Below are 15,669 nucleotides of genomic sequence, written 5' to 3' on the forward strand. Positions count from 1 at the left end.
GCGTTACGCCGCCTTGGCGGCGGCGGGGCGCAGCAGCCATTCGCCCGCCAGCAGCAGGCCCATCAGCACATAGCTCACGGCGCCGTTGTAGACGGTCCACCAGCTCCAGGGTCCCCAGGCCGCAAGGGCCGCCGCCACACTGCCGTTCAGGGCGAAAAAGGCGCACCACACGCGGGTGACATTGCGGGTATAGCGCACGCCTTCGGGCGGCAGATCTGGGTGGCGCAGCCGGGCCAGTTGCTCGATCACGGGGCGGCCGCGCCGCAGGCTGGCGCCGAAGATAGCCAGCATCATGCCGTTGACCAGCACGGGATACCAGCGCAGCCAGTCTTGCGAATTCGAAACGGCCAGGACCAGGCAGAAGGCCACCGCCACAGCGGGCAGCAGGCGCGCGCCCGGCCGGGCGGCATCCGCGGCCAGGCCGCGCGCCAGCCACAGCAGGGCCAGCGGCAGCGCCAGCCAGGCGGCGCTTACCCGTCCCAGCGCCGCATGGACGGCGAAGGGATAGGCGATGCCGGCCACGGCCAGGGCTGCCGCCACGCCGCGTCTCATGCGGCGGGATCCTGTTTCTGGCACATGGCCTGCACCACGTCCTCGACCGTGCGCACGGTGCGGAAGTCGTTGGCGTCGAGCTTGCGGCCGGTCTGGCGGCGCACATGGTCGATCAGGTCGATGGCGTCGATGCTGTCGATCTCCAGGTCCGTGTACAGGTTTGCTTCGGGCGTGATGCGTTCAGGTTCGATCTCGAACAGTTCGACCAGCGCGCCGCGCAGCGTGTTGAAGATTTCGTCGCGGGTATGCATCCTGGACTCCGTATCCTTTAGGCGCGGCGTTGCGCGGTGACAAACTCGGCCAGCTTGGCGATGCTGGCGAAATGCTCGCGCATGTTGCGCGTCTCGGGATCGATGGTGATGCCGTACCGCTTTTGCAGCGCGAGGCCCAGCTCCAGGGCGTCCACCGAGTCCAGCCCCAGTCCGTCGCCAAAGAGGTGGGCGTCGCTGTCGATATCGTCGGGCGCGATGTCTTCCAGGCCCAGCGAGTCGATGACGAGGGTCTTGAGTTCAAATTCCAGTTGGTTCATCCGGTCAGGACTCCACTTCCACCGCCCGAGGCGGTTGTTCATTCATGATGGCGCCGGCGGGCGCGGCGGGCGCCAGCTCGGCTTCGAAATAGGCGTGCAGGTAATCGTTCATCTTGCGTCCGGCGATGGGCAGCGGATGCGCGCCGCTCCAGGAGGCGGGATCGATGTCCTCGCCCACGCGGATCACATAGCGCATGCGGCAGGGCGGAATCCGGTACCAGGGCTCGCCCTTGGTCAGGCTGCGGGGATTCATGCTGATGACCACGGGCGTGACCACGCGCGCGCCGCGCAGCGCGATGGCGCAGGCGCCGCGATGAAAGCGCGGCATGGCGTCGCGCGGCGTGCGCGTGCCTTCGGGAAAGACGATCAGGGTTTCGCCCGCGCGCAGCACGTCGGCGGCGCGGTCGAACATGTCGAAGCTTTCGTCGTTGGTGATGTAGCCGGCATTGGCCACCGGGCCGCGGGTGAACGGGTTGGTGGCCAGGCCGTGCTTGACGATGCAGTTGGCGTTCTTGACGTGGCCGACCAGGAACACCACGTCCAGCAGCGAAGGGTGGTTGGCCAGGATCATCTGTCCGGGCTTGCCGAGGCGTTCGGCGCCCTTGAATTCCACGGTCAGGATGCCGGTGCGGACCATGAAGCGGATGAACAGGCGGAAGGTGCCGTTCAGCGCGCCGCGCGCGCGGCGCTGGCGGTCCGCCTTGTCGCCGGGCAGCAAGCGCTGGGGCGGGAACACCAGCACGCGCAGCAGCACGCCGCCCAGCCCGAAAAGGGTAAAGGCCATGCCGGTGGCGAACAGACGCCAGAGCCAGAAGTCCTGCCGGGGAGGCGTGGCGCTAGTCATGCCGTGCGTGTCCAGGTCCATAGTCGGGAGCGGTTGGCGTGGCGCCAGTCGGGCGTGCGCAGCAAGAGGTGGCGCAGCAGGTTCAGGGGATTGGGCCAGGCCTGCGCGCTGTCGGCGGCATCCGGCGCCTGCGGGGCCAGGGCCAAGGTCCAGTCGGCGCCGGGCTGCAGATGCAGGGCGACCGCATAAGCGTAGGGCGCGTCATCCACCCAGGCGGCGTAAGCTGCGGGCGGCCGTTCCTCGGCCAGGACCACGAGCACGTCCTGGTGGCCGGCGTCGAACAGCATCGACGCCTCGATGCAGGCGTGCTCCAGGCCGTCGTCTTCCACCGACAAGGCCACGGATTCAGTGGTCTCGCGGCGTATGATCGACCACTGCGCGGCGATGGCGTTGTGGACCGACAGGCCGAAGGCCGTGGGCGACAGGGGTTCGTGCGCCGCCAGCGCTTGCAGCAGGCCGAAGTTGCGGGTGGTTTCGCCATGGCGGGAGGCAAACACCAGCGGCATGGGCGGGCGTCCCTCGGCCAACGGCCACGCGCACTCGAACACCCCGCGAGCCAGCGGGCTCAGGCGGCGGCGTTGCAAGGGAGGCAGGAAGTCCAGGCGGGGCGGATTCTGATTTCCGATCGGGCAGAACGGATGTTCGGCCCATTTCAACCAGTCGCCGGGGCCATCGATTCCTTGCGCCCAACCGTGCCATTGCGCGATCGAAAACGTCAACATAGCGCGCGATTCTACTATGGCGATGTCAGGCCATTTTGATTTAAAACGTTACATAATACACAATATTTCCTTTGTTTATTACACTTCAGCTTGCTATTTGTTACTTTCTCCCGTGAACGTTCAGGAACTTTTAATCTGGTGGGCGGACAAAGGCACGGCTGCGGGTTACCGCAGCCAGGAGCTGTCAACCGAGGACGCCGCGCGCGCACAAGCGCTGCGCAGCCCGAAGGCGCAGCTCGATTGGCGGGTCAGCAGGGCTTTGCTGCAAGAGATCAGGCAGGCCATGCCGCCTGCGACCCTGTCGCTCAGCCACAGCGGCGGCCACGCGGTCTGCGCGTCCGCCCCGGCCGGGTGGCAGTTGGGCGCCGATCTGGAGCGAGTGCGGCCGCGCGAGGTCTTGCGCCTGGCCGAGTGGGTATGCGCGCCGGCCGAGCAAGCCACGCTGGCTGGCCTGGAAGGCGCAGCCCAATTGGAACGCTTTTATCTCTTGTGGACGCTGAAGGAAGCCTTCATCAAGGCGGCCGGACTGGATTTCCCTGCGGACATGGCTTCGGTAGGCCTGGACTTCGGCGGCAAGGCGGAATGGCGCCTGCGTGCGCCGCCAGGGCAGTGGCGCGCCTGTTCATGGCGCCTGGGCGAGGACTGGATTGCGTCCGTGGCGTGGCGCGGACAGGCTGGCGGCGCCACGCGTCCCCAATGGCGCGCGGGGACCGATTGCGTGTTACCGCCGCTTGCCATCCTGGGCGCATGGGCCAGCGGGCCGGATTGAATCGCCCGGGGTTTTTCAGTGGGCATTTAAAGATGTATTATAAATGCATGTTTAATGGCGATTCCGATCGCGCCACAAGGAGCAGTTGATGTTGAGTCCCCAAATCCGCGCCCTGGTCAAGGGCACGGCGCCCGTTCTCAAGACGCACGGCGTCGCGCTGACCAAGCATTTCTATGCCCGCATGTTCAAGCACAACCCCGAGCTCAAGCATGTCTTCAACCAGGGCCACCAGGCTGGCGGCGAGCAGCAGCAGGCGCTGGCCGGCGCGGTCGCGGCTTACGCCGAGCACATCGACGATCCTTCCGTGCTGATGCCCGTGGTGACGCGCATCGTGCACAAGCATGTCAGCCTGGGCATCCGGCCCGAGCACTACCAGATCGTGGGCAAGCATCTGCTGGCCTCCATCAGCGAAGTGCTGAGCGAGGCAGCCACGGAAGAGCTGGTGGCGGCCTGGGCCGCGGCCTACGGCCAACTGGCCGACCTGCTGATCGCCGAAGAGGCGCGCCTGTACGCGGAGTCGGCCGCCAAGCCGGGCGGCTGGACGGGCTGGCGCGCGTTCCGCGTGGTGGGCAAGCAGCGTGAAAGCGCCGAGATCACGTCCTTCTACCTGGCGCCGGCCGATGGCGGCGAAGTGCCTGCCTACCGTCCCGGCCAGTACGTGTCGGTGCGCGTGTTCGTGCCCGAACTGGGCCTGATGCAGCCGCGCCAGTACAGCCTGTCGGACGCGCCGGGCCAGGACCGCCTGCGCATCTCGGTCAAGCGCGAAGCGGCGGGCGCCGATACGCCGGCCGGCCGGGTTTCCAACGCCCTGCATGACCGCCTGGAAGAGGGCGGGGTGCTGGACGTGGCGCCGCCCCAGGGCGACTTCCATCTGCGCGAGGAAGGCAGCGCGCCGGTGGTGCTGCTGAGCGGCGGCGTGGGCCTGACGCCCATGGTCTCCATCCTGAACCATCTGGTGGGGTTGAACGACGAACGCCAGATTCGTTTCGTGCACGGCTGCCGCAACAACTCGGTCCACGCCATGCGCGATCACGTCAACAGCATCGCCGCCGAACGCGCCAACGTGCGCAAGGCGGTGTTCTACGAGGAGGTCGGCCACGGCGACCAACCTGGCCGCGACTACGACTACGCCGGCCGGGTGGATCTGAACGCCATCCGCGACGAAGTCATCGTGCCCGGCGCGGACTACTACCTGTGTGGCCCGGCCGGCTTCATGCGCGCGCAGCGCGAAGCCTTGACCGGCCTGGGCGTGCCCGCCGACCGCATCCATGCCGAAGCCTTCGGCAGCGGCGGCGCGCCCGCCTGAGCGGTGTATCCTGGCGGCCTGAACTTTCGGGCCGCCAGCGTCCATCCCTTTCGTCCCAGCCATGCAACTGACCCGATTCACCGATTTCGGCCTGCGCGTCCTGATGTACCTGACGCAATGCCGCGACCGGTCCGCCGCCGTCACCATTCCGGAGATCGCCGACCGCTTCAGCGTGTCGCGCAATCATCTGGTGAAGGTGGTGCACTTCATGGCGCAGCAGGGGTGGGTCAGCACCTCGCGGGGCAAGGGCGGCGGCCTGCGGCTGTCGCAGTCCGCCGACCGCTACCGGCTGGGCGACCTGATCCGGCAGCTGGAGCAGCAGGGGCCGCTGATCGACTGCCGCGAACCTCCCTGTGCGCTGGACGGCGCATGCCGGCTGTCCGGCGTGCTGGCGCAGACCTTGCAGGCCTTCTACGAGGCGCTCAACGGCTACACCCTGGCCGACCTGGTGCGCGATCCCACGGCCGCCGCCATCATCAAGCTGCATCGCGCCGCCTGAGGCGGGGCATGATGTTTTGTTATGGACCCTGCGGAGTTTGGCATTTGCCGGACGGGCGGGGCGCGTCCCAGAATAGCGTCGTGTCCCTGTCTTTCTGGATCTAAGAGTATGCGGGTTTGCGTAATCGGCGCTGGCGTCGTGGGCGTCACGTCGGCCTATTTCCTGGCGCGCCAGGGCCATGACGTGGTGCTGGTGGACAGCCAGGCGCGTCCGGCCGAGGTCTCCAGCTACGCCAATGGCGGTCAGCTCAGTTATAGCTACGTGGCGCCTTTGGCCGGTCCGGGCGTGCTGCCCAGCGTGCCGGGCTGGCTGCTGCGCGAGGACTCCCCGCTGCGTTTCCGGCCCAGGTTGGATCCCCATCAATGGCGCTGGTGCCTGCAATTTGCGCTGGCGTGCCGGGCCTCGGTGGCCAAGGCTTCCACGGTCCAACTGGCTGGCCTGTCCTATCTGAGCCGGGACGTCATGCACTCGCTGCTGGAGCAGGAAGACCTGGATTTCGGCCATCTGAAGAACGGCAAGCTCATCGCCTACCGCAGTCCGGCCTTGCTGGACAAGGCGCGCGCGCTGGTGGCGTACCAGGCCGACCTCGGCGCTGAACAGCAGGTGCTGGACGCGGCGCAGACCCTGGCGCTGGAACCCGCGCTGGCCGGCATGGGCGCAAGCCTGGCCGGCGCCATCTACACCCCCAGCGAAGAAGCGGGCGACTGCCGCCAGTTCACCGAGGCGCTGTTCGACCGCCTGCAGACCATGGCCAACGTGCAATGCGTCATGTCCAATCCGGTATCGGGCCTGCAGCGCGAAGGCCGCCGCATCGTGGCGGTGAACACGCGCGACGGCGACATCGGCGCTGACGCCATCGTGCTGGCCACCGGTATCGGCTCGCGCGCGCTGCTCAAGCCGCTGGGCCATGACGTGCCGCTGTATCCCCTGAAGGGCTACAGCCTGAGCGTGCCGCTGGCCGAGGACGACGATTCGGTGGCGCCGCGCATCAGCGTCACGGACTACGAACGGCGCATCGTCTACGCCCGCGTGGGCGGCGTGCTGCGGATCGCGGCCATGGTCGACATCGGCAGCGCCGATGCCGGCATCGACACGGCGCGCATCGGGCTGCTCAAGCGCCAGGTGCACGAGGCGTTTCCGGCGCTGGACCTGCGCCAGGCGGCGCCTTGGGCGGGGCTGCGTCCGGCCACTCCCACCAGCAAGCCGCTGATCGGACGCAGCCATGCCGCCGACAACCTGTGGCTGAACATCGGGCAGGGCGCGCTGGGCTTCACCCTGGCCTGCGGCAGCGCCGCGCTGTTGACGGCCCAGATGGGCGGGCTGGAGCTGCCGCTGGATCCGGCGCCATTCCGCCCCTGATACGGCGATGTCCATTTTGCGATAGTGACTGCCTTTTCATCGGCAGACGGACTGGATCGCGCTCAATAGGATAGCGATACTCCACCGCCTGCGTAGCCCCAACGGGCGCCGCAAGCGGCCGGAGACCATCCCTCATCCTCCGAGCGCAACCACCATGTCCTACCTGTTTCCGTTGTTCGCCATTCTGTTCTGGGCGGGCAACGTCATCGTCTCCAAGATGGCCGCCAGCGCCATCTCGCCCACCGCCATCACCTTCTACCGGCTGGTGCTGGCCCTGTTCCTGATGGGCCTGTTCACGGCCGGCCCGGCCTGGCGCAACCGCAAGACCATCCTGCGCCATTGGCCCAAGCTGGCGCTGTACGGCGCCCTGTCGTCGGCGGTGTTCCAGGCGCTGTCCTATCGCGCCGCCGAAACCACCACGGCGACCAACATGGCCATCCTGACCGCGCTGATTCCCTTGCTGAGCATGCTGCTCAGCGTGGTGATCCTGCGGGATCCGCTGACCCTGGGCATGGCCGCTGGCGGCGCGCTGTCGTTCCTCGGCCTGCTGTACCTGGTGGGCCAGGGCGACATGCTTAGCGTGTTCCAGCACGGCATCCACGTCGGCGACGGCCTGATGCTGCTGGCTGCCTTGTCCTACGCGCTGTACGGAGTGTTGCTGCGCCACTGGAAGGTGCCGCTGCCGGCCTGGCAGTCCACCTTCGTGCAATCGATCTTCGCGCTGCTCTACATGCTGCCGCTGTACCTGCGCGTGCCGGCGGCGCAGGCTGCGCTGGACATGAACACGGTGCCGCTGATCCTGTACGCGGGCATCTTCTCGTCGGTGCTGCTGTCCTTCCTGTGGATCGAAGGCGTGCAGCGGCTGGGGCCCAACCGCTGCAGCATCTTCATCAACCTGCTGCCGCTGTTCACCGCGCTGGCCGCCTTCGTCATGCTGCGCGAGCAACTGCACATGTACCACCTGCTGGGCGGCGCGGTGACACTGGCCGGCGTGCTGCTGGCGCAGACGGTGCAGCGCCCGCTGTTCGGTCGCGCCCGCACGCTGGCGCTGGACTAGGAAGTTTCACTGGCGTTCAAGACGGGCGCGCGCGGTACCGGCACAGTGGCTCTCTTTATAGGGAGAGAGCCCATGAGCATGTTCCAGAGAACGGCGATCGCGCTGGCGCGCAGCCCGGGCGTGGGGCGGGCGATGCGTGCCATGGCGGCCCGCACGTCGCTGGCGGCCCGTTTCGTCGGCGGCGCGGACGTCGACGCCGCGGTCCGCACGGCCGCCAGGCTGCGCGAGGCGCACGGCATCCGCGCCTCGCTCTTCTACCTGGGCGAGTACGTGGACGATCCGGAGGCCATCGAGCACAACGTGGCCCAGACGCTCGGCGCCTGCCGGGCGCTGGAGCACGCAGGGCTGGACGTGCACGTGTCAGTCGATCCCACCGCCATCGGCTATATGCGCGACGACGCGCTGGGCCGGGACAATGCCCGGCGCATCGGCCTGGCGGCGCGCCGGACGGTCGGCCTGGGGCGCGACTGGATGGTGCTGGACATGGAGGATTCCTCCCTCTGCGACCGCACCTGCGCCTTGCATCGCGAACTGCTGCAAGCCGGCCTGCCGGCAGGCCTGACACTGCAGGCGCGGCGGCGCCGCACGCCGCTGGACCTGGCCTGGGCGATCCGTCAGCGCACCTCGCTGCGGCTGGTCAAGGGCGCGTTTCCGGAGCGCGCGCTGGACCACGCCGGCCGCGCGCGCATCGACCAGGCCTATCTGGACGCCGCCGCCATCATGCTGTCGCGCGAGGCGCTGGAGTCCGGCTTCCAGCCCTTTTTCGGTACCCATGACGACCGCCTGGCCGGCGCCATCCTGGAGCTGGCGCGGGAGCGCGGCTGGCCGCCAGAAGCCTTCGAATTCGAAATGCTCTATGGCGTGCGTCCGGACTGGCAGCTCGCGTTGCGCCGTTTGGGCTATAACGTCAGGGTCTATCTGCCCTTCGGCGGCGATTGGTGGCCGTATGCCGTGCGCCGCGTGGGCGAGAATCCCCGCAACGCGTGGCTGTTGGCCCGCACGCTCACATCGGACCAGAGCTACTTCGGCTAGGCGCTACATCCTCACTTGTTCATGGCGGTTTCCCAACATATCTGGCATTGCGGCGCCGGCCTGCCCGGCGATGTTTTGATCGCAGACTTGCGCGGCTACTGCTATGCGCCGCATTTCCACGACGCCTGGTCCATCGGCGCCATCGCGCAGGGCCGTTGCGCCTTCACCGTGCATGGCGCGTCGCAGGCCGCGGGCGAGGGCGATCTGGTGGTGATTGCGCCCGGTCAGGTTCATACGGGGGGCACCTCGGACGCGCCGCTGGGGTACCGCATGGCCTATATCGATCCGGACTGGTTCAGGGATCACGAACTCACGTTGTTTGCGGGCGGGGCCAGCCTGGCTGGTCCCGTGATTCGCGATCCGGCGCTCTGCCAGGCCTGGCTGGACGCGCTCACGCCCGATCCCATCGCCGACGCGCAGCGCCGCGAACGCCTCTCCGCCGCCTTGTTCGGCCTGCTGGCGGCACATGCGCAAGCCCGTACGGCGGCGGCAGACGACGCGTCCGACGTCTGCTCGCTGCTGCGCGCGCGTATGGCCTCGGACCCAGCCTGCGCGCCGGACCTGGAGGCCCTGGCGGTGGCGCAGGACCGCCACCGCACCACGCTGGTCAAGCAGTTCGCCCGGCGCTACGGCTTGCCGCCGTTGGCCTGGCTGCGCAACTGGCGGGTGGCGCGGGCCCGGGCGCTGCTGCGCGACGGCCTGGCGCTGGCCGACGCCGCGCATGCCGTGGGTTTCGCCGACCAGGCCCATCTGACCCGCGTGTTCAAGCAGGTCTACGGCAGCACGCCCGGCGTGCTGCGCAGCGCAGGGGCAGGCTCCCAGACATTGCGGGCGCGCGGCGTCTCCACCCGGTAGTCCGAGTACTTGCGGGTAAAGAACGTGGTGCCCAGTTCGGCCGCCGCCTGCAGCGGCTGGCGCGGGTCCGCCGCGATCTCGCCGCGCAGGTTGCCGGCGCCGTGCACGTAGCCGACGAAATCCGAATGGGTATAGCGCGCGTATTCCTGGATCTGGTGCACGATGCCCAGCGCCGCGCCCGGGTAGGTTTCCTCGGATGCCACCGCCAGGCCCAGGCGCTTGCCGGTCATGCGCTGCTTGACCCGTTCCGGTTCGGGTCCCTGGCCGGCATAGTGGCTGAACGAACGGTCGAAGAACGCCTTGGTCTGCGCCGACATGCCGTACCAGTAGATCGGGGTGCAGATCAGCACGCCGTCGGCCGGCAGGAAGTGTTCCAGGAACAGCTCGGAATAGCGGTCGGTCGGCGGGGGCGAGCGCCGCAAGTCCGGCAAAAAGGCCCCGATGTAGTCGTCCAGGAACAGCAGCGTGGCCTGGGTGCCCGCCGCCTCGGCCCCGCGCAGCGCAGCCGCGCCCAGGGCCGCGCTGTTGCCGTCGCGCCGCGGGCTGCCGACCAGGATCAGCAGGCGCTTGTCGGGATGATCTGAATTCATGTTTGATTCCTCTTGTTGGCATGGACGTTTCCATGTGGTGAGGAAAATTCTGTCCTGGCGGCTGAAAGGCGACAAATGATGAATCCTTGAATATGATGAATTGATTTCATCCATAGAGCCAGGAATCCATGTTTGCCACGCTACCGGTGACCGCGCTGCGCACCTTCGAGGCGGCTGCCAGATTGCTCAGCTTCAAACTGGCCGCGGCCGAACTGGCGGTCACTGCCACGGCCGTGTCCCATCAGGTCAAGGCGCTCGAGCGGCACGTGGGCTACGCGCTCTTTGAACGCGTGCCGCGCGGCGTGCGCCTGACGGAGAAGGGCGCGCGCCTTTTTGCGGGCGTGCACGGCGCCTTGCTCGATGTGGCGCAGACCCTGGACGCCTTGCGCGCCGCACCAGCCTCGGGCGCGCTGACCCTGTCCACCACGCATTCGTTCGCGGCCCTGTGGCTGGTGCCGCGACTGGGCCGCTTCTATGCGGCGTTTCCGCAATACCAGCTGAACCTGAACACCAGCCCTGAAACGGTGGACTTGCTGCGCGACGCCAGCGTGGACCTGGCCATCCGCTACAGCCGGGCGCGCTGGCCCGGGCTGCACGCCGCCTGCTCGTTGCAGGAATGGTTCGGCGTCTATGGCGCGCCGACGCTGGCCGCCCGTCCGGGCAGGCGCGCGCCGTCGCTGGTGACCGTGCGCTGGCGCGATTCGCAGCTGTACGAGCAGGGCTGGCAGGACTGGTGCGAGGCCGCCGGCCTGCCGTCCTGGCGCAAGCCGGCGGCGCTGCATGCCTACGAGGAAGAGCACTACGCCCTTCAGGCCGCCATTGCCGGCCAGGGTCTGGTGCTGGCCAGCTCCGTCATGGTGTCGGACAGCGTGGCGGCGGGTACCCTGGTGGCGTATCGTCCTGAGGTGCGGGTGGCGGGGGCGGCCTACACCGCGCTGTGCGCGCCGGGCCGCGAACGCCACCCGCCGGTCAAGGCTTTCCTGGGGTGGTTGCGCAAGGAGTTCGAGGCTCAAGCATGAGGCCGGGAAGCATGCGGCTCATATCCTCTGTAACTGGATTGACGCGCCCCTGCACGCGCTTCTACTCTCTTCCCGAAAATCAGCGCGGAGGCCGCGAGGCGTGAATCGATTCCATGAAATGAGCGTGTTCCTGGCGGTGGCCGAGGCACAGAGTTTCGCCGCGGCCGCGCGCCGGCTGGAGATGTCCGCGCCCACCGTCACGCGCAGCGTGTCGGCGCTGGAGCGGCGGTTGGGCGCGTTGCTGCTGGTGCGCACCACGCGCAGCCTGCGACTGACCGAGGCCGGCCAGCGCTATGCCGACGACTGCCGCCGCATCCTCGACGAAGTCGAACAGGCCGACGATGCCGTGGCCGGCGCGATGGCCGCGCCGCGGGGCGCGCTCAGCATCACGGCGCCGGCGTTCTTCGGCGAATTGCACGTGATGCCGGCCGTGCTGGCTTATCTGCGCGCGCATCGCGAAGTCTCCGTGCGCACGCTGCTGGTGGACCGCGTGGTGAACCTGCTGGACGAACGCGTGGACGTGGCGGTGCGCATCGGCGCCTTGCCGGATTCGACGCTGACCGCGGTGCCGGTGGGGCAGGTACGCCGTGTGGTCTGCGCCGCGCCCGCCTTCCTGCGCGAACACGGCGTGCCGCAGGATCTGGAGTCCCTGCCGCGCTTTTGCACGGTCACTGCCGCCATGGAGGGCCGCACGCCGCAATGGCGCTTCCAGCAGGACGGCCAGCCCCGCAGCCTGCGCGTCGATTCGCAGCTGACGGTCACGTCCTTCCAGGCCGCGGTGCTCGCGGCCTGCGAGGGCTGGGGGCTGACGCAGGTGGTGTCCTACCAGGTGGCGCGGCACCTGGCCAGCGGCGCCCTGGAGGTGGTGCTGCGCGACTTCGAACTGCCGCCGCTGCCGGTCCACCTGGTGTACCCGGAAGGCCGCAAGAGTTCGGCCAAGGTGCGCAGCTTCGTGGAGTTCTGCGTCGAGGCCTTGCGGCGCGACCTGGCGACGCTGCCGGCGTAGCGACCCGTTCCTCGGACGCGCCCGCACGCAGGCCTTGAAGGGACGGGGCGGCCGTCCTCTTTCTTTCATCCGCTGCAAGAGTGTCTTGCCGGCGCTGGCCGTTCACGCGAGCCCGGCGCCGGCCCAAGATGGAGTCCGAATCCGACTTGGAGCCCGCTCATGCAAACCGCCCATACCCCTACGCTGACCTTCTACAGTTTTCCCTTGTCCGGCCACGCCCATCGCGTCGCCCTGATGCTGTCCCTGCTGGATGTGCCCCACCGCAAGGTCGATGTGGACCTGCGCGGCGGCGAGCAGAAGCGCCCGCCGTTCCTGGCTTTGAACGCCTTCGGCCAGGTGCCGGTCATAGACGATGGCGGGGTGGTGGTCGCGGATTCGACCGCCATCCTGGTCTACCTGGCCAAGCGCTACGGCGGCCAGGCCTGGCTGCCGGAAGACCCGGCCGGGGCGGCGGCGGTACAGCGCTGGCTGTCGGCGGCGTCCGGCCCGCTGGCGATCGGCCCGGCGGCTGCGCGCCTGGTGACCCTGTTCGGCGCGGCCTATGACGTGGACAGCACGCTGGCCCGCGCTCATGCCTTGCTCAAGGTCATGGACGGCGAACTGGCCGCACGGGATTTCCTCGCGGGCACGACGCCGACCATTGCGGACGTGGCCTGCTACGCCTATGTGGCGCATGCTCCCGAAGGCAATGTGTCGCTGGAGGCCTATCCGCACGTCCGCGCCTGGCTGGGCCGCATCGAAAGCCTGCCGCGTTTCGTGCCCATGGCCTCGTCGCCCGTGGGCCTGCTGGCCGCCTGAGGACAGGCGCCGCCCTCAAGGAGTACGCCATGGCCATCGCAGAACCTGCCGCCCTCCCGCCGTCGCCCTGGCACGCGGGCGAACGCCTGTTGCAACACCACGTCGGGATCGCCGAGCGCATGGCGGTGACCGGACCCAAAGTCATCCGCGACTACATGCCGGACCAGCACCGCCTGTTTTTCGAGCAACTGCCGTTTCTGGTTGCCGGCGCGGTGGACGGGCAGGGCGATCCCTGGGCCGGCGTGCTGGAAGGCCTGCCCGGCTTCGTGTCCTCGCCCGATCCACGCAGCCTGCGCGTGTCCGCCGTGCCGGATGCCGACGATCCGCTGCTGGCCGGCCTGGGGATGGACCAGCAGGTGGGCCTGCTGGGAATCGAGCTGCACACGCGCCGACGCAACCGCGCCAACGGCCGCATCGCCGCCTGGGACGGCAAGCGCTTCGAGGTGGCGGTGACGCAGTCCTTCGGCAATTGCCCGCAATACATCCAGGCGCGGGAATTCCAGTTCTCGCGTTCGCCGGCGCTGCGCTTTCCGGGCGCGCCGAATGAGCGCACCGCGCTGGACGCCGCGGCGCGGGCGCTGATCGCCCGGTCCGACACGTTTTTCGTGGCGACCTACGCGGACGAGGGCGGCCGCAAGGTCGACGTCTCGCACCGCGGCGGCAAGGCAGGCTTCGTGCGGGTGGACGGCGACGTGCTGACCATTCCGGATTTTTCCGGGAACCGCTTTTTCAACACCCTGGGCAACATGGTGCTCAACCCGCGCGCCGGACTGCTGTTCATCGACTTCGAGCGCGGCGACGTGCTGCAGTTGACGGGCGCTGCTGAAGTCATCCTGGACAGCCCGGAGATCGCGCAGTTCGAGGGCGCCGAACGTCTGTGGCGGGTGCATGTGCGGCGCGTGGTGCGCCGGCCCGGCGCGCTGGCCTTGCGCTGGCGCTTCGATTCGTACTCGCCCACCGCGCTGGCGACCGGGCAATGGCCGGCCGCGGGGGCTGCATAGCCCCGACCTAGCCCGGGAGGGCGGTCTTCTGCACCACGGCATCGTCCGGCCCGAGCAGGCGGCCGTCCTGCGCGCGGATTTCCAGCTTGCGCACGGGCTGGCCGCGCTTGCGGTCGATCAGCGTGGAATGGGGTTCGGCCGCACCGTAGTAGTGGTCTTCGCCCCATTGGCGCAAGCCCACGATTACTGGAAAGAGCGCCCGGCCTTTGTCCGTCAGCACATATTCCTGGTAGGCGCTGCCGTCCGAGGCCGGCGCCACCTCGAGGATGCCGTGCGCCACCAGCGTGCGCAGCCGGTCGCTGAGGATGTTCTTGGCCACGCCCAGGCTTTTCTGCAATTCGCCAAACCGCCGCAATCCATCGAAGGCGTCGCGCACGATCAACAGCGACCACCAGTCGCCGATCGCGTCCAGGGAGCGTGCCACCGGGCAGGCGGCGCCTTCGAGACTAGTGCGTTTGACCATGTCGGATCCTTGCTGAGGGAAAGGCGGTGATGGCTGGCGTATCGAAATTTCGGTTGCATTATAAAACCTCGAAAACTATTATTCTGGTTTTATAACGCAACCAGAGTGGAGCAAGAGATGTCAGCCCGACCAGAACCCGCCGATTCCGCACCCCCAAGTCCGATGCCCAGATCCCTGGTGATGCTGCTGGCGGTGGCCTGCGCCCTGAGCGTGGCCAACGTGTATTACGCCCAGCCTTTGCTGGACGCCATCGGCCGAGAGTTCGGCATCGCCGAAGGCGCGGTAGGCATCGTGGTCACGGCCACCCAACTGGGCTGCGCGCTGGCGCTTCTGTTCGTGGTGCCGCTGGGCGACCTGCTGGACCGCCGGCGCCTGATGCTGGGGCAGCTGGCGCTGCTGGTCCTGTCTTTGGCGGCCGTGGCGCTGTCGGCCGGCACGCCCTGGCTGTTGATGGGCATGGTGGCGCTGGGCTTGCTGGGAACGGCCATGACGCAGGGCCTGCTGGCCTTGTCCGCGGCGCTGGCCGCGCCGGGCGAGCGCGGCCGGGTGGTCGGCGCCGCGCAAGGCGGGGTGGTGATCGGCCTGCTGTTGGCGCGCACGCTGGCCGGGGCCGTGGCGGACCTGTGGGGCTGGCGCGCGGTCTACGTCGTGTCCGCTGCGCTGGCCGCCGTGCTGGCGGTGGTGCTGGCGCGGCGTTTGCCGCAACGCCGGCTGCCCGCGGTGGACATGGGTTACTGGGCCTTGCTGCGCTCGCTCTACGGCCTGTTGGCTACCGAGCGCGTGCTGCGCGTGCGCGGCATGATCGCGCTGCTGATGTTCGCCGCCTTCAGCGCCTTCTGGACCGCGCTGGTGCTGCCCCTGAGCGCGCCACCGCATTCGCTGACGCACAGCGCGGTGGGCGCGTTCGGGCTGATGGGCGTGGCGGGCGTGCTGATGGCGGCGCGGGCAGGGCGGCTGGCCGATAGCGGGCAAGGCGAGCGGACCACGGCCGTGGGCCTGGCGTTGCTCTGCCTGGCCTGGGTGCCGATTGCCTTTCTGGATCAGAGTCTGTGGTTGCTGGCGTTGGGTGTGCTGGTCCTGGATATCGCCTTGCAGGCGCTGCACGTGACGAATCAGACCATGATCTTCAGCGTGAATCCGCAGGCGCATAGTCGATTGGTCGGTGGCTACATGATGTTCTACGCGGTGGGGAGCGGGTTGGGGTCTATCGCTTCGACGGCGGTTTATGCGCAGGCGGGGTGGCTTGGGGCTGTCTCTTATACACATCT

19 protein-coding genes are annotated in these 15,669 nt (G+C 68.4%); 12 read left to right on the top strand and 7 right to left on the bottom strand.

The genetic code is table 11. The features are described 5' to 3' along the window. Nucleotides 1–3: 3 nt before the first annotated feature. From DXK93_RS26770 to DXK93_RS26790, 5 genes are read right to left on the bottom strand one after another with little or no spacing between them, the layout of a single operon-like run. Nucleotides 4–552, bottom strand: a complete 549-nt coding sequence (locus DXK93_RS26770) for a hypothetical protein (protein ID WP_119451662.1) — start codon at nt 550–552, stop codon at nt 4–6. Continuing rightward, the gene (locus DXK93_RS26775; protein WP_013392999.1) at nt 549–803 is read right to left on the bottom strand and encodes an acyl carrier protein; all 255 of its coding nucleotides are present in this window, start codon (nt 801–803) and stop codon (nt 549–551) included. The genes DXK93_RS26770 and DXK93_RS26775 overlap by 4 nt, the downstream gene beginning before the upstream one ends. 17 nt (nt 804–820) lie before the next feature. Beyond that, complete coding sequence (locus DXK93_RS26780; RefSeq protein WP_054458177.1) at nt 821–1,081, bottom strand: phosphopantetheine-binding protein; 261 nt, start codon at nt 1,079–1,081, stop codon at nt 821–823. A 4-nt stretch (nt 1,082–1,085) separates the two neighbouring features. Then, nucleotides 1,086–1,925 carry a 1-acyl-sn-glycerol-3-phosphate acyltransferase gene (locus tag DXK93_RS26785; protein ID WP_119451677.1) on the bottom strand — a complete coding sequence of 280 codons (840 nt, stop codon included), beginning with the start codon at nt 1,923–1,925 and terminating at the stop codon, nt 1,086–1,088. Then, nucleotides 1,922–2,647 carry a beta-ketoacyl synthase chain length factor gene (locus DXK93_RS26790; protein WP_119451663.1) on the bottom strand — a complete coding sequence of 242 codons (726 nt, stop codon included), beginning with the start codon at nt 2,645–2,647 and terminating at the stop codon, nt 1,922–1,924. The genes DXK93_RS26785 and DXK93_RS26790 overlap by 4 nt, the downstream gene beginning before the upstream one ends. A 283-nt stretch (nt 2,648–2,930) precedes the next feature. On the opposite strand from DXK93_RS26790, the gene DXK93_RS26795 reads away from it, so the two are divergent. The 7 genes from DXK93_RS26795 (at nt 2,931) to DXK93_RS26825 (ending at nt 9,524) form a co-directional block, all read left to right on the top strand. Beyond that, complete coding sequence (locus DXK93_RS26795) at nt 2,931–3,416, top strand: 4'-phosphopantetheinyl transferase superfamily protein (RefSeq protein ID WP_225589213.1); 486 nt, start codon at nt 2,931–2,933, stop codon at nt 3,414–3,416. Between the two features lie 88 nt (nt 3,417–3,504). Continuing rightward, entirely contained in the window at nt 3,505–4,722 is a 1,218-nt protein-coding gene (hmpA, locus tag DXK93_RS26800) for an NO-inducible flavohemoprotein (RefSeq protein ID WP_119451665.1), read from the top strand. Between the two features lie 61 nt (nt 4,723–4,783). Continuing rightward, nucleotides 4,784–5,221: an Rrf2 family transcriptional regulator gene (locus tag DXK93_RS26805; protein ID WP_054458172.1), complete on the top strand. Its 438-nt coding sequence runs from the start codon at nt 4,784–4,786 to the stop codon at nt 5,219–5,221. Between the two features lie 108 nt (nt 5,222–5,329). After that, nucleotides 5,330–6,580, top strand: coding sequence for a D-amino acid dehydrogenase (locus tag DXK93_RS26810; RefSeq protein ID WP_119451666.1), 1,251 nt, complete (start codon nt 5,330–5,332; stop codon nt 6,578–6,580). A 154-nt stretch (nt 6,581–6,734) separates the two neighbouring features. Further along, entirely contained in the window at nt 6,735–7,637 is a 903-nt protein-coding gene (locus tag DXK93_RS26815; RefSeq protein ID WP_054458170.1) for a DMT family transporter, read from the top strand. A 72-nt stretch (nt 7,638–7,709) separates the two neighbouring features. Next, nucleotides 7,710–8,669: a proline dehydrogenase family protein gene (locus DXK93_RS26820; RefSeq protein WP_119451667.1), complete on the top strand. Its 960-nt coding sequence runs from the start codon at nt 7,710–7,712 to the stop codon at nt 8,667–8,669. A gap of 75 nt (nt 8,670–8,744) precedes the next feature. Next, the gene (locus DXK93_RS26825) at nt 8,745–9,524 is read left to right on the top strand and encodes an AraC family transcriptional regulator (RefSeq protein ID WP_233564618.1); all 780 of its coding nucleotides are present in this window, start codon (nt 8,745–8,747) and stop codon (nt 9,522–9,524) included. Here DXK93_RS26825 and DXK93_RS26830 read toward each other — a convergent pair. Further along, nucleotides 9,443–10,114 (bottom strand): flavodoxin family protein, encoded by a 672-nt coding sequence (locus tag DXK93_RS26830; protein ID WP_119451668.1) that lies wholly within the window; start codon nt 10,112–10,114, stop codon nt 9,443–9,445. The two genes, DXK93_RS26825 and DXK93_RS26830, sit on opposite strands and share 82 nt — an antisense overlap. Nucleotides 10,115–10,242: 128 nt before the next feature. Between DXK93_RS26830 and DXK93_RS26835 the strand changes: the two genes are divergently transcribed. From DXK93_RS26835 to DXK93_RS26850, 4 genes are all read left to right on the top strand, one after another. After that, the gene (locus DXK93_RS26835) at nt 10,243–11,133 is read left to right on the top strand and encodes a LysR substrate-binding domain-containing protein (RefSeq protein WP_119451669.1); all 891 of its coding nucleotides are present in this window, start codon (nt 10,243–10,245) and stop codon (nt 11,131–11,133) included. A gap of 100 nt (nt 11,134–11,233) precedes the next feature. Then, nucleotides 11,234–12,139, top strand: coding sequence for a LysR family transcriptional regulator (locus DXK93_RS26840; RefSeq protein ID WP_054458166.1), 906 nt, complete (start codon nt 11,234–11,236; stop codon nt 12,137–12,139). 159 nt (nt 12,140–12,298) lie between these two features. Further along, nucleotides 12,299–12,937: a glutathione S-transferase family protein gene (locus DXK93_RS26845; protein WP_119451670.1), complete on the top strand. Its 639-nt coding sequence runs from the start codon at nt 12,299–12,301 to the stop codon at nt 12,935–12,937. A 29-nt stretch (nt 12,938–12,966) separates the two neighbouring features. Then, nucleotides 12,967–13,938, top strand: a complete 972-nt coding sequence (locus DXK93_RS26850; protein WP_119451671.1) for a pyridoxamine 5'-phosphate oxidase family protein — start codon at nt 12,967–12,969, stop codon at nt 13,936–13,938. A 7-nt stretch (nt 13,939–13,945) separates the two neighbouring features. On the opposite strand, the gene DXK93_RS26855 is transcribed toward DXK93_RS26850, so the two are convergent. After that, nucleotides 13,946–14,401, bottom strand: a complete 456-nt coding sequence (locus DXK93_RS26855; protein WP_054458163.1) for a helix-turn-helix domain-containing protein — start codon at nt 14,399–14,401, stop codon at nt 13,946–13,948. Between the two features lie 117 nt (nt 14,402–14,518). Here DXK93_RS26855 and DXK93_RS26860 point away from each other — a divergent pair. Continuing rightward, nucleotides 14,519–15,669, top strand: a 1,151-nt coding sequence (locus DXK93_RS26860) for an MFS transporter (RefSeq protein WP_147400281.1), incomplete at its 3' end; no start/stop codon positions are given.

It is taken from the genome of Achromobacter sp. K91 (genome assembly GCF_003576205.1).
Taxonomy (GTDB): domain Bacteria; phylum Pseudomonadota; class Gammaproteobacteria; order Burkholderiales; family Burkholderiaceae_B; genus Achromobacter; species Achromobacter aegrifaciens.

What these genes read in the sequence shown, in the direction of transcription:
- DXK93_RS26850 (WP_119451671.1), top strand. Translation starts at nt 12,967, where the DNA reads ATGGCCATCGCAGAACCTGCCGCCCTCCCGCCGTCGCCCTGGCACGCG.
- DXK93_RS26775 (WP_013392999.1), bottom strand. Translation starts at nt 803, where the DNA reads ATGCATACCCGCGACGAAATCTTCAACACGCTGCGCGGCGCGCTGGTC.
- DXK93_RS26795 (WP_225589213.1), top strand. Translation starts at nt 2,931, where the DNA reads ATGCCGCCTGCGACCCTGTCGCTCAGCCACAGCGGCGGCCACGCGGTC.
- DXK93_RS26820 (WP_119451667.1), top strand. Translation starts at nt 7,710, where the DNA reads ATGAGCATGTTCCAGAGAACGGCGATCGCGCTGGCGCGCAGCCCGGGC.
- DXK93_RS26785 (WP_119451677.1), bottom strand. Translation starts at nt 1,925, where the DNA reads ATGACTAGCGCCACGCCTCCCCGGCAGGACTTCTGGCTCTGGCGTCTG.
- DXK93_RS26830 (WP_119451668.1), bottom strand. Translation starts at nt 10,114, where the DNA reads ATGAATTCAGATCATCCCGACAAGCGCCTGCTGATCCTGGTCGGCAGC.
- DXK93_RS26855 (WP_054458163.1), bottom strand. Translation starts at nt 14,401, where the DNA reads ATGGTCAAACGCACTAGTCTCGAAGGCGCCGCCTGCCCGGTGGCACGC.
- DXK93_RS26845 (WP_119451670.1), top strand. Translation starts at nt 12,299, where the DNA reads ATGCAAACCGCCCATACCCCTACGCTGACCTTCTACAGTTTTCCCTTG.
- DXK93_RS26835 (WP_119451669.1), top strand. Translation starts at nt 10,243, where the DNA reads ATGTTTGCCACGCTACCGGTGACCGCGCTGCGCACCTTCGAGGCGGCT.
- DXK93_RS26805 (WP_054458172.1), top strand. Translation starts at nt 4,784, where the DNA reads ATGCAACTGACCCGATTCACCGATTTCGGCCTGCGCGTCCTGATGTAC.
- DXK93_RS26780 (WP_054458177.1), bottom strand. Translation starts at nt 1,081, where the DNA reads ATGAACCAACTGGAATTTGAACTCAAGACCCTCGTCATCGACTCGCTG.
- DXK93_RS26790 (WP_119451663.1), bottom strand. Translation starts at nt 2,647, where the DNA reads ATGTTGACGTTTTCGATCGCGCAATGGCACGGTTGGGCGCAAGGAATC.
- hmpA (WP_119451665.1), top strand. Translation starts at nt 3,505, where the DNA reads ATGTTGAGTCCCCAAATCCGCGCCCTGGTCAAGGGCACGGCGCCCGTT.
- DXK93_RS26770 (WP_119451662.1), bottom strand. Translation starts at nt 552, where the DNA reads ATGAGACGCGGCGTGGCGGCAGCCCTGGCCGTGGCCGGCATCGCCTAT.
- DXK93_RS26810 (WP_119451666.1), top strand. Translation starts at nt 5,330, where the DNA reads ATGCGGGTTTGCGTAATCGGCGCTGGCGTCGTGGGCGTCACGTCGGCC.
- DXK93_RS26815 (WP_054458170.1), top strand. Translation starts at nt 6,735, where the DNA reads ATGTCCTACCTGTTTCCGTTGTTCGCCATTCTGTTCTGGGCGGGCAAC.